At 67.5% G+C, this 12,337-nt stretch carries 8 protein-coding genes; 4 read left to right on the top strand and 4 right to left on the bottom strand.

The window, feature by feature from the left end; translation table 11 throughout:
* Positions 1–120: 120 nt before the first annotated feature.
* On the top strand, positions 121–546 hold the full coding sequence (locus ACQP1G_RS43110; RefSeq protein ID WP_433209317.1) for a cold-shock protein: 426 nt from the start codon (positions 121–123) through the stop codon (positions 544–546).
* 128 nt (positions 547–674) lie between these two features.
* Here ACQP1G_RS43110 and ACQP1G_RS43105 read toward each other — a convergent pair whose 3' ends face one another.
* The 3 genes from ACQP1G_RS43105 to ACQP1G_RS43095 form a co-directional block, all read right to left on the bottom strand.
* Positions 675–1,184, bottom strand: a complete 510-nt coding sequence (locus tag ACQP1G_RS43105) for a DUF2771 domain-containing protein (RefSeq protein ID WP_433196041.1) — start codon at positions 1,182–1,184, stop codon at positions 675–677.
* Complete coding sequence (locus ACQP1G_RS43100; RefSeq protein ID WP_433196039.1) at positions 1,181–2,923, bottom strand: MFS transporter; 1,743 nt, start codon at positions 2,921–2,923, stop codon at positions 1,181–1,183. The genes ACQP1G_RS43105 and ACQP1G_RS43100 overlap by 4 nt, the downstream gene beginning before the upstream one ends.
* A gap of 77 nt (positions 2,924–3,000) precedes the next feature.
* Positions 3,001–3,774, bottom strand: coding sequence for a glutaminyl-peptide cyclotransferase (locus ACQP1G_RS43095; protein ID WP_433196037.1), 774 nt, complete (start codon positions 3,772–3,774; stop codon positions 3,001–3,003).
* A gap of 17 nt (positions 3,775–3,791) precedes the next feature.
* Here ACQP1G_RS43095 and ACQP1G_RS43090 point away from each other — a divergent pair, with 17 nt between their 5' ends.
* Complete coding sequence (locus ACQP1G_RS43090; protein WP_433196035.1) at positions 3,792–6,185, top strand: DUF3027 domain-containing protein; 2,394 nt, start codon at positions 3,792–3,794, stop codon at positions 6,183–6,185.
* A gap of 14 nt (positions 6,186–6,199) precedes the next feature.
* Positions 6,200–9,355, top strand: coding sequence for a sacsin N-terminal ATP-binding-like domain-containing protein (locus tag ACQP1G_RS43085; protein ID WP_433196033.1), 3,156 nt, complete (start codon positions 6,200–6,202; stop codon positions 9,353–9,355).
* A 166-nt stretch (positions 9,356–9,521) separates the two neighbouring features.
* Here ACQP1G_RS43085 and ACQP1G_RS43080 read toward each other — a convergent pair whose 3' ends face one another.
* Complete coding sequence (locus ACQP1G_RS43080) at positions 9,522–10,136, bottom strand: TetR/AcrR family transcriptional regulator (protein WP_433196031.1); 615 nt, start codon at positions 10,134–10,136, stop codon at positions 9,522–9,524.
* A gap of 127 nt (positions 10,137–10,263) precedes the next feature.
* Here ACQP1G_RS43080 and ACQP1G_RS43075 point away from each other — a divergent pair, with 127 nt between their 5' ends.
* Positions 10,264–12,324 carry a neutral/alkaline ceramidase gene (locus ACQP1G_RS43075; RefSeq protein WP_433196029.1) on the top strand — a complete coding sequence of 687 codons (2,061 nt, stop codon included), beginning with the start codon at positions 10,264–10,266 and terminating at the stop codon, positions 12,322–12,324.
* Positions 12,325–12,337: the final 13 nt, after the last annotated feature.

Raw genomic sequence — 12,337 nt, 5'->3', positions numbered from 1 at the left:
GGGCGCGTTCTTTTCGCAAACTGACAGGATCCGTCCGTGCGCTTCGCCGGACGGATCCTGGGCAGACGGATGTGCTCGGGCCAATGTGGCCCGAGTTTCGATGATGAACGGGTGAGCGCAGTGCCGACCGGCAGGGTGAAGTGGTACGACGTCGAAAAGGGCTTCGGCTTCCTTTCCCAAGACGAGGGTGAGGACGTCTATGTCCGTTCATCCGCGCTGCCGGATGGCGTGGAGGGTCTCAAGCCCGGTCAGCGCGTCGAATTCGGGATGGCAGCCGGTCGTCGCGGGCCGCAGGCGCTGAGCCTGAAGGTGCTCGAATCCCCGCCCTCGGTCCGACAGGGCCAGGAGCGCGATCGTGGCGCACACAGGGAACCGGCCGCGCGCAAGCACACGCCGGATGAACTGCACGGGATGGTCGAGGACATGATCACCCTGCTCGAGGCCAAGGTGCAGCCGGATCTGCGCAAGGGCAGGTATCCGGATCGCAAGACCGCGCAGCGCATTTCGGAAGTGGTGCGGGCGGTCGCGCGCGAACTCGATCACTGACGTTCGCGGACACCGAATTTCGCGCGCTGCCCGGACCTACGGGCAGCGCGCGAATCGTTTCGGCTGATCTTTCCGAGCGACCTGCAAGCAGTCGCTACGGACCCTTTCGAGCGACCTGCAAGCAGTCGCTACGGTGCGGTGCTGATCGACCAGGCCGCGTGCGGGACGTAGAACTCCCGGCCGGTGTCATCGCGTGCGAGGATCGGCAGCTGCAATTCGACACCGACGAGCCGAAGTTCGGGCTCCGGCTTCGAGTCGATGGTCACGGCCAGCGCGCCTGCGGGAAAGTCGTTGCGGCTCACCACCCGATCCACCTTTTCGCCGGTGGGCAGGGCGTAGACCAGCTGGGCCAGCCAGGGCGCGTCGGCGATCTTCTTCGGCAGCGACAGCTGCAGCGGATATCCGGCGGGGACGTCGAGTACGACGGTTTCGCCGTACTTGCACTCCTCCAACTTCACCGTGCAGTACAGGAACGGCTCGACCGTGACGGTCCTGCCGTGGGCGTAGGCGGTGACAGTCGGATCGGGGTGGCCGGCTTTGTGGACCAGCACCGTGAGCACGCCGACGAAGGCGACAGTGAACACCAATAGTGCCGCCACGGCTAGCGCGACGACGGTGCGGGTATTTGGCTTGTTCACCAGATCGGGTCTCCTGTGCCTCGTTGCATGTGCTTAGTGTCGCCACCGCGCTCCCTACCGCGTTGCGCGGCTCGGTCGGTGTCGGCGTGTCGGGGTGTCGCGACTTCCTGCTCCGCGTGTTCGGGGCGGTGGCCGCCGAGGCCGGGCAGCAGGGAGTGGCCGCGGTCGCTTATGAAGGTCTGCAGCAGGCCGAACAGCAGGATCGCGGAAATGAACGCGAAACCCTGCCAGTAGGTGGTCGGCAGCAGCACGCCGGCCGCACCGCCGATGACCCAGCTGAGCTGCAGTACGGTTTCGGACCGGCCGAAGCCGGACGCGATCGATTCGGGCGGCAGATCGTCCTGGATGGAGGCATCGAGTGACACCTTCGCCAGCGCGCTCGCGCCCGCCGCGACCAGGGTCGCCAGCGCGGCGCCGAGCAGATTGTTCAGGAAGACCGCGAACAGGGCGACCGCGCAGCAGGCCGCGGTGCAGCCGAGCACGATCAGTGACGGCTTTCCGAGTTGGATCCTGGCGCCGGTCGCGTTGCCGGCGAAATTGCCGACGGCCGCGGCGACGCCGACCACGCCGAGCATGGCCGCCTGCTGCCAGCCGCCGTGCTCGGTGGATTTGGCGACGAAGGCCACATAGAACGTCAGGAACCCGGTCAGCACCCGGATGGCGCTATTGCCCCACAGTCCGGTGACGACCGCGCGGCCGAGTGGCTGCCTGCGCTTGCGCGGCGGAACCGTGGTTTCGGTTGTCGGATCGAGGACTTCGGTATTGGCGTGATAGCTCAGAGTCGCCGGGACTTCGCCCTCGGTGACCTCGACCCAGCGTGGGATGCGCAGGCTCAGCAGGGTGCCCGCCACCGCGATGGCGATGGCGAAGACCAGTGCGCCATTGGACCCCGCGATGGCGGCGGCGAGTGCGGCGACCGAGCCCGCGCCGATGGTGCCGCCGACCAGACCGAAGACGGTGAGCCGAGAGTTGGTGCGCACCAAGTCGATTTCCGGTGGCAGCACGCGCGGCGTCACCGCGCTCTTGAGCACCGAGAACGATTTGCTGCCGATCATCATGCACAGGGCGAGCGGGTACAGCGCCCAGCTGTCGAAGGCGATGATCAGCACCACCGCGACCACCGCGCGCAGGGCGAACGAGGTGGCCAGTGCGAGTCGGCGGCCGCGCTGCAGGCGGTCGAGCATCGGTCCGATGAGCGGGGCGATCACCGCGAACGGGGCGATGGTGATCAACAGGTACAGCGCCACCTTCGTCTTGCTCTCCGCGGTGGCGCTGGCGAAGAACAGCGTATTGGCCAGGGCCACCGCGATCGCGGCGTCGAGGGCGAAGTTCGCCATGGTGGCGTAGGTCAGCGCGGTGAGGCCGGATTTGTCGGCGCCGTCGGCCTTGGCGGCGCGCTGGAAGGAGGCGACGCCGCGGGAGGTGAGTTGGCGGCCGCGCATCGCGGCGACGCGGGTGACGGTCAGCTTGCGTGGGATCCGCTGGGGATCGTCATCGCCGGATGCGGTTGCGGGCTCCGGTTGCGGGGCAGACGGTTTCGCGGATCCGTCGGGCAGTGGTCTGGTGGCGGGTGGTTCGCGGCGTTGTGGCTCGGGCGGCAGCGAAGGTAGCGATGACCGGCGGGGCGGCGTATGGGGTGGCGGGTAGCGGTCGTAGCCGGGGTGACGCTGGATCGGTGGGGACTCCTCGCCATCCCACGGACCGCGGTCGGAACCGGAGGGATCGCGGGGAGTAGTCACGCACTCAATTCTGTCGTACATCGGCGACTTGGGTTCACTTGCCGCTCCAAGCCGTCCGGAAAGGTGACCCGGCACGCTCAGTCCGGTACGAATCTGACCTCGAATATGGTCGGCCAGTATTTGCCGGTGACCAGGAAGTGGTCGGTGCCGGGGAGTTGGGCGATGCCGTTGAGTACGTCGGTGCCCGCGCGGACGGTGGCCGGGAGCAATCCGCTGGCATCGATGACCGCGAGGACGCCCCCGGTTTCCGGATCGATGCGCAGGATCTCGTCGGTCGGATAGGAATTGGCGTAGATCGAGCCGTCGGCGGCGCAATCGAGTTCGTTGAGGTGGACCCGGTTTCGGCCGGTGATGGTGACGGTGCCGGTCGGGGCGAAGCTGACCGGGTCGCGGAAGGTGAGGGTGTCGGAGCCGTTGCTCATCACCAGCCTGCCCGCGCGGGTGCACAGACCCCAGCCTTCGCCGTCATAGGACGCGCGGGATCGTTCGGTCAGTGTGGCCGGATCGCGGGCGATCGCCACCCGGTCCTGCCAGGTGAGCTGCCAAACGGTGGCACCCGCCTTGGTGACGCCTTCGCCGAAGTAGGGCGCGGGCAGGTCGACTCGGGTCAGTTCGTCGCCGGTGTTCAGATCGACGGCGCGCACGCTCGACGCGCCCGGCATACCGGTGCCTTCGTAGAGCACCGTGCCGTCGACCTCGAGGCCCTCGGTAAACGCCTTCACATCATGCGGACGGGTGCCGATCACCTCGATGCGTAGTCGCGGCGGATCGTCGCCGGAGCCGCCGCACCCGGTGATTCCGAGCAGGCTGACCAGGACAACGACGGCCAACGAACGCCGATTGCGCTCCATACGGCAAAATGTAGGCCGTGAGCGCAGTTTCTGTTTCGCAGTCCGGCGTGCGGCCGATCCTTGCCGATGCCGTCGACGTGGCCCGCCGCGCGCTCCTGGAGCTGGAACCCACCGGCGTCGGCGCGCATCTCGGTGTCACGGCGGAGGACGAGGCCGCGGCGACGCACCGATTCGAGGCCACCCTGTCCGGCTACCGCGGCTGGCAGTGGGCCGTCGTGGTGGCGGCCCCGCCCGACGCGACCTACGCGACGGTGAGCGAGTCGGCGCTGCTGCCCGGTCCGGACGCACTGGTCGCGCCCGATTTCATTCCGTGGGAGCAGCGGATCCGCCCCGGCGATCTGGCGCCCGGCGACCTGCTCGCCCCGTCCGTCAACGATCCGCGCCTGGTGCCCGGGTACGTGGCCAGCGGCGATCCGGCCGTCGACGAGGTCGCCATGGAGATCGGCCTCGGCCGCACCAAGGTGCTCAGCCGCGAGGGCCGCGAAGAAGCCGCTGAACGCTGGTTCTCCGAATTCGGCCCAGAAACCGATATGGCCAAGGCTGCCCCCTCCACCTGCGGCCGCTGCGGTTTCTACCTCCCGTTGGCGGGTTCGCTGCGTGCCGCCTTCGGCGTCTGCGGCAATGCCATGGGCGCCGACGGGCGAGTGGTCCACGCCGAATACGGCTGCGGCGCCCACTCCGACGTAGAAGCCCCCACCGGCGGCGGCTCTCCGCTGTACGAGGCCTACGACGACGCCGCCTTCGATGTGATCCCGGCGGAGGCGCTGCGAAAGCCGGACGGTGGTGCCGGTGCGTCCGTGGAATCCGCGCCGGAAGCCGTGACCGACATTGCCGCCGAGGCACCGCAGGGTGCGCCGGGCGCGGGCAACACTGTTGCCGAGTCGAACACGGCTGTTGAGCAGAGCGTCGAGGTGCCGAATGGACAAGATCCTGTCGCATCGAGCGAGTCCGTCGAGGCTGCTCCGGACCTGACCGCGGTCGAGCCCAGCGCTGGGCTCGCGTCAGGTGATGTCGTCGCCGAACCGATCACTGCGGACGAGTCGGGTGCCGAAGCCGTGCAGGGTGATGCTGTGGTCGAGTCGGGCGATGTGCTCGAGTCGGGTGCTGAAGTCGCGCAGGGTGACGCTGCGGCTGAGTCGAATACGGCGGTTGACCAGACCGTCGCGGCGCCAGGCGAACAGCAGACGGTCGCGACGACCGCGGCCAGCGAGTCCGTTGTCCAGGCCGCCGCGGATCCGACCGCGTCAAACACGATCGAGCCCGGCGTGCTCTCTGCATCGGCCGATGTCGTCGCCGAATCCCACTCCCCGGTCGCGCCGAGTGCCGCCACCGCATCGGGTGAGGTTGCGACCGAGTCGGATACAGCAGTTGAGCAGGTTCCTGCTGCGCCGACCAGTGCTGAGGCCGTGGCGGGTCCGGCACCTGCTGCCACGGCCGAGCCGATCAGCGTCGAGGCGGATGTTCGGTCCGCGTCGGGCGATGTTGTCGAGTCGGACGATCAGGTGGCCGATGGTGTTGTGGCCGAGGTGACCTCGGTTGAACCGGGCCCAGCGGCCGCATCCGGTGATGTGGCCGAGTCACGCACTGCGGTCGAGTCCGGAACCGACGCTCTGTCAGGTGGTGCGGGGGCTGGCGCCACCGCTTCGGTTGAGCCGAATGTCGTTGTGCCAGGTGCGGACAGCGGTTCCGATATTGCGCCCGCATCTGATGTGACTAATGGTGGTGAACCTGAGTTGCCCGCTGTGGTCGCCCCAACCAGTGTGGCCCGCGATGCCGTTGCCGAGCCGAGTGCGGCGGTTGAGCCGACCGCGTCCGGTGCTGGCAGTGAGTCGATCGGCGACGCAATATCCGGTCCGGATGCGGTCAACGCTGCTGCCGCGGCACCGACCGCCGGTGTCGAGCCGGGTTCTCGCGTAGGTGGCGAGGCCGAGTCGAACGGTGTTACCGCCGTTGATGCTTCGGCGACGATCGGAGCCGAAGGTGATACCGCTGCGGTTGAGCGGAGTACCGAAGCTGCTGTATCGGAGCCGGTGGCAGTTGCTGACGCGGCGTCGACCGATCGAGACGTGGTCCAGTCGGGCACCGATGCCGTCGTGTCCCAGCCAGGATCGGATGCCAACGCCGTGGGCGATGCTCAGGCTGCTGTGTCGCAGCCGGAATCGGGCGCGGGTGCGGCCGCCGGTGCTGCGGAAGCGGTCTTCGGCGGTGCGGCCGCGGCGGCTGATGGTGAGGGCACGGATGCTGATGGCGAAGCCACGGCTGCTGACGGTGAGGCCGCAGCGGCTGATGGTGAGGCCACGGCTGCTGATAGCGAAGCCACGGCTGCTGACGGTGGCGCATCGGGGGCTGAGGATCGGAGTGGGCCGGGGGCTGCGGGACGGCCGGGGTTCGGGTCATCGTTGCAGGGCTGAGCGGCGGGGGCGGGTTGTCCGATCCGTTCGGGACGTCGCGGCTGCGGGCGGGGGTTCTCGCGGCGTGGCGTGATTCGCCGACTCGATTGCGTGAGGATGCCACGACTGAGGCGGATCTGGTGCGGGCGGGGTACCGGGATCGGCTGCTGACCGAGCTGGCGCAGAATGCCGCGGACGCGGCGGCCAAGGCCGGTGTGCCGGGGCGGCTGGTGGTATGGCTGGTCGACGACGTTGTGCATATCTCGAATACCGGTGCGCCGCTGGATATTTCCGGCGTACACGCGCTCACCGCGCTGCGCGCCTCCGGTAAGGCCGATCCATCAACGAGTGTCGGCCGCTTCGGCGTCGGCTTCACCGCGGTGCGCACGGTAAGCGACGAGATCGAGGTGCGATCGACCACCGGCTCCCTCCGCTTCTCCCGCGATCTCACCGGGAAAGCCCTGCGCGACAACGCGATCACTGTCCCTGACCCGGCCGACACCTTTGCTCCACCGGTCCTGCGCCTGGCCTGGCCGATCGAATCCGTCCCAGCCCCGGGCGCGGACACCGAGATCGTGCTGACCCTGCGCCCGGATATCGATCCCCACTCCTTACTCGCCGAAATGCGTGCCGAAGCAGTGGACCTCCTGCTGGAGCTACCTGCCTTGCAGAGCATCCGAATCGGCGATGACGAGGTCACCGCCACGGTCACCGAGCCGAGTGGCGATGATCGGGCGGGGCTGTGGGAGGTGCGTATCGACGGGCCCGAATCGGAGCGGCGGGTCTGGTGGGAATACCGAACGACGCGCGCGCGCTGGCTGCTGCCGCTGCGCGATGGCAGGCCGGTGCCCGCCGCGCACGATGTGCTGCGCGCACCCACCCGATCCGATGAGGAGCTGTCGCTACCCGCGCTACTCATCGCCGATATCCCCATGCAGCCGGATCGTCGACGCGTCCTGCCCGGTGCCCGCCTTGCCGAATTAGCCGAGGGCTATGCCGATTTCGCCCGCGCACTACCGCCTCGCGACCGCCTCGTCTTGGTCCCCCGTCCGGGGTTCGCCCGCAGCGAGGTCGATGGCCTTCTGCGCGAGGCCCTGGTCCGAGAACTCCAGACCCACCCGTGGCTCCCGATCGGAACCGCACGCCCGAACCCTGTTGGCGGGCCGCTGCTCGGTTTCGATGTGGCGGAATTGTCCGAAGGCCCGGCATTTCTGGATGACTCGTCTGCTGCTGACGCGGTCGGCGGTCCGCTCACCTCATCGCCCACGGACATCGCAGCGGCGCAGGGCATTACGACGCCTCGCGAGAGCGTTGCGGTCGATGGGATCAGCGTCGGCAAGGACGCCGGTCCGCTCGGCACCGCAGTTGCCGAGTCCGAGGACCTGGCTGCGGGCACTCCCGTTGTCACGCGATTGCCCGATAGCCCGGGAGCGACCGCGGTGCCGACGCGCGCGAGCGTATTCACCGGTCTGAGCCGGGAATTGGCCGGGTTGCTCGATGATGTGGTCGGACCGTTGGTGATTCCCGAACTGTCGGGGCGGGCGCACAGCGAAGCGCTGGGTGTGCTGGATGTGCATCGGCTGGGGTTGGCTCGGCTGGCGGAGCTGTCGGGTGGCCTGGAGCGGTCGCCGAAGTGGTGGCAGTCGCTGTACACGGCATTGGAGCCGTTTGTCGTCGATCCATTGGCGGCCGAGGAGTTGGGGGCGCTCGCGGTGCCCCTGGCCGACGGTCGGCTGGTAACCGGTCCGCGCACAGTGGTTCTGGATGACCAGCTCGAGGTCGCGATCCCGGTGCACTGGGCGCGGCTGGTGCATCCGGAGGCGGTGCATCCGCTGCTCGCGCGGCTCGGTGCACGTTCGGCCACCGCCGAGGATCTGCTGACCGATCCAGGTTTGCGCGCCGAATTGGCGGATCAGCCGGGCGATCCGGACACTGTCGACGCTGTACTGCGGCTCGCCGCGCATGCTGATCCGACAGCGCTTCCCTCCTGGCTCGGGCTGCTCGAATTATCGGACAGCACCGGGGAATTGCTGCCTGCCGACGAATTGCTGCTCCCCGATGCCCCGCTGAGCGCATTGCTCGTGGCGGACTCGCCATTCGGCACCGTCGCGCAGGACATCGTGGACCGATACGGTGCCGAGGCGCTGCGGGCGGTCGGCGTGGGGTGGGATTTCAGCATCGTCGTCGAGACCGATCCCACCGGCCCCGACCATCATCTGGATGACGAAGAGCGGTGGTGGTCGGGCCTGCCCGAGGACCCGCCGCAGCTGGCCGCCGTCCGTGACCTGGACCTGGTCGACGAGTCGTGCTGGCCGGAAGCCTTGCGGCAGTTGGCATCCAGCCCACGTACCCGCGCACTGCTCACTGATCCCGAGGGGTACACCGCCTGGTGGTTGCGCAGATACGCGCGCATCGAGGGCACCCCACTCGGCCTGTTCCGCCACCCGGCCGATAGCGAATTCGCCGACCTGCTCCCCGCATTCGAGCTTTCCGGACCCATCCGCTCGGAGTCCGAATCCGAGGGCTTCGACCGCGGCAGCCGGGATGCCGTATCCGAGCGTTTCGGCCTGGGCCGCCCGTCCGAGGGCTATGTTCTGGGCCGCCCGGATGCCGACGCCTTGCGTGCTGTCCTGGCGGATCCGAATGTCATCACCCAGGAATTGGCCGCCGCCCTGCTGGACGCCCTCGCCGATCCCTCGAAATCCCCTACGCCCGAGGTGGTTTCCCGAACCCATGCCCGCCTGGCCGCCGCCGTCGCCGCGGATCACCTCGATCTGACCGAACTCGATCTACCCGACCGCGTGCGCGCCCTGTCTTCGGCAGTCGTCGACCCCAACGATGTCTGGGTACTCGATCAGCCTTGGTTCGGCCTCGCCCTTCCACCGGATCGCCTGGTTGCCGGCGATATCTCCACCGCACCGGCCCTCGCGACCCTGCTCGACCTGCCCCTGGTCTCCGAGGCGATCACCGCCGAGGTAACCAGTCAGGGTCGCCCCACCACCTGGTCGGCCGAACCGCTGGGAATCGTACTGCGCCAACTGTTCACACTGCCCGACCAAGAGGGCGACCTGGTGCTGCACGACGACCTGCGAGTACACCTGCGCGGCGCTGTCGAATCCACAGTGTCGGTCCCCTGGTGGCGCGACGGCACAACCACCCACATCCGAACCCCGTACCACCCTGCCCAGTGATCGGTCACCGCATACGCCGCTTCGGCACCGCGCCGGTGCAATCGTGCAGGTGTGGTCACGAACAGGCGTGTGCCGTACCCGCAAGTGGGCGCGGATTGCCGTGTGCCGGGGTGCGATTCACGTCAAGTGGCCGGCACCCCGCCCCGGCCGGCGCGCTCCTGTCGAGCTATAGCGCGTAGTTGGTGACCATGTCGCTGAGCAGATCCAGTTGCCCGCGCACGCTTTCGCTGTCGTTGTCGACCAGCCAGCGCAGTACGATCCCGTCGATCACGTTGAGGGTGAAACGGCTCAGTGTCTGCACCGGTACGGACCAACGGCAACCGGTGGCGTCGCGGGCATGGTCGAGGATGTCGGCGACGGTGGTGTCGTTGAATGCGTACTGTTCGCGCGCGATGGCGAGTTTCGCCGGGGTCGATTCCCCTTCGCGCAGCGCATATGTGGTGGTTTCGTAAGTGAGTAGTTGTCGTTCCGGTGTGGCTTCAATGTTGAGCCACATCAGTTCGAGTCCGGCGCGCACCAATTTTTGAAGCGCTTCTTTTCCACTTCCGACGTCTTGCCAAACTGTTTCATTGGCATCGACAGAATCGCGTAATTCCATCGATAACGCCTTGACCAGCTCGGTCATCAGCGCGTCCTTGTTTTCGAAACAGTAATGCACCACACCGAGCGAAACACCGGCTGCCTGAGCGACATCGCGCGTGGTCACGCCCGCGACGCCCTTTTTCTCGGCAAGGCCGATGGCTGCCTCGATAAGGTGGGCCCGTCGTTCTTCGACGCTCAATCGGGAGGACACCTCAGGGAGTTAAGTCTCCAACTTGGCCACAGTCAATTCGCAGGGCCGAAAATCTCGACTGGACGAGCGTCCAGTTGTGTGGTTCGCTTCACCACGGGATCGAAGGGAGACGCGTATGCCGCTGTCACGCAGAACGGTGTTGGCCCGAACCGCGGCGGGTTCGGCTGCGCTGGCGACAGCCGCCGCCACGGTGCCAGGTATGACGGCGGCGCTCGGCCCGCAGGCCGCAGCGGCGCCCGGGTCGAACGGCTATCTCATCGGACTCGGACTCTCCGACATCACCGGTCCCGCCGCCGAATGCGGAATGATGGGCTATTCGCAGTTCGAACAGCAGACTGCGGGCATTCATCTGCGTCCACGCGCTCGCGCATTCATCATCGACAGCGGTGCGCGCCGGATCGTGTTCGCGGTCGCGGAGAACGGGATGATATTTCAGTCCGTACACCGCGGCGTCATGCTCGAACTCGCCCGCCGCTTCGGTGATCTCTACACCGAACAGAACGTTCTGCTCACCTCGACGCATTCACATGCGACCTGTGGCGGCTCCAGCAACGATTACGCATACAACCTGTCCATCCTCGGATTTCAGCAGCAGGTCTACGACGCAGAGGTGAACGGCATTGTCGAGGCGATCGCCGCCGCACATGCCGATCTCGGACCGGGCTCGCTCTCGCTCGGCCGCGCGGAACTGCACGACGCCAGCGTCAATCGATCGCGCGTCGCCTTCGAACGCAATCCGGATGCGGATAAACAACACTTCCCGAATGCCATCGACCCGGCGGTCACCGCGTTGTCATTCGTCAAGGGTGGCAAACAGGTCGGCGCCATCACCTGGTTCGCCACCCACAACACCTCGATGACCAACCAGAACCGGTTGATCAGCGCGGATAACAAGGGTTACGCCTCGTTCTCCTATGAGCACACCGAGCACGGCGTCCGATATCTGGACGGCCCAGCCGATTTCATCGCGGCCTTCGCGCAGACCAATGCGGGTGATATGTCCCCGAACCTGAACCTGCGACCCGGCTCTGGCCCGACCGAGGACGAGTTCGACAACACTCGCATCATCGGCGAGCGGCAGTATCAGGCCTCGAAAACCGCACTGGCGGGCGCACAGTCTATCGACGGCCCGGTCGATTCGATGCTCTGTTATATCGACCTGGCCGATACCGCCGTCGACGGCAAGTTCACCCCGGACGGTCAGCCGCGCCACACCGCACCCGCCGCCGCGGGCGTCTCGCTCATCGCGGGCAGCACCGAGGACGGTCCCGGTCTGCCGGGCATCCCGATCCCGGAGGGCGTGCGCAACCCGTTCATCGATGCTCTCGGCGATCCGCGCCAGCCGGCACCGTCCTGGCTCGCCGATGCTCAGGCGCCCAAGGCGATCGTGGCCCCGCTCGGGCTGCTGCCGCCGGTGCCGTGGGTGCCGAATGTGGTGCCCATTCAGATCGTTCGGATCGGTGAGCTCTACTTGGCCTGCGGGGGTGGGGAATTCACCATCGTTTCCGGACTGCGCATCCGGCGCACCGTCGCGGCTGTACTCGGCGTTGCGCTGGAGCAGGTGCTCCTGCAGGGGTATGCGAACGCGTACCACGAATATGTCACTACCCCAGAGGAATACGACGCCCAGCAGTACGAGGGTGGCTCGACCCTGTTCGGCCGCTACACATTGCCCGCCTACCAGCAGGAGTTCACCCGGTTGGCAACGGCTTTCGCTGCTCGCCAACAGATTCCGCGCGGTCCGGCGCCCCGCGACGTATCCAACCTGCAGCCGAACTTCCAGCCCGCGCCGGGCCCGGATGCCACACCCCCGGGGCGTGGCTTCGGTGATGTCCTGACCCAACCCGCCGCCGCCTACCCGCCCGGCACTCAGGTAGGCGCCGAATTCGTCTCAGCCCACCCGAAACACAACCCCCGCCGCAATGGCACCTTCTTGGAAGTGCAGCGCCGCACCGCATCCGGTGACTGGGAGCGCGTCGCCAACGAGGGCGAATGGGCGGTGCGCTTCTACTGGAGCAAACGCGGCACCGCCGAATCCGTGGCCCGTTTCACCTGGGATATCCCCGCCGACGCCACGCCGGGCCGCTATCGCATGCGGCACTTCGCCGACAGTCTGGGCGCTGACGGCGTGCTGCGGCCCTGCACCGGCACCACCGACGAGTTCGACGTGGGCTGACACGCCCAACGTG

This window comes from Nocardia sp. CA-107356, from assembly GCF_050946365.1.
Classification (GTDB): Bacteria; Actinomycetota; Actinomycetes; order Mycobacteriales; family Mycobacteriaceae; genus Nocardia.
The sequence above is the reverse complement of the archived record's forward strand: the minus strand, read 5'-3'. Positions and strand labels throughout refer to the sequence as shown.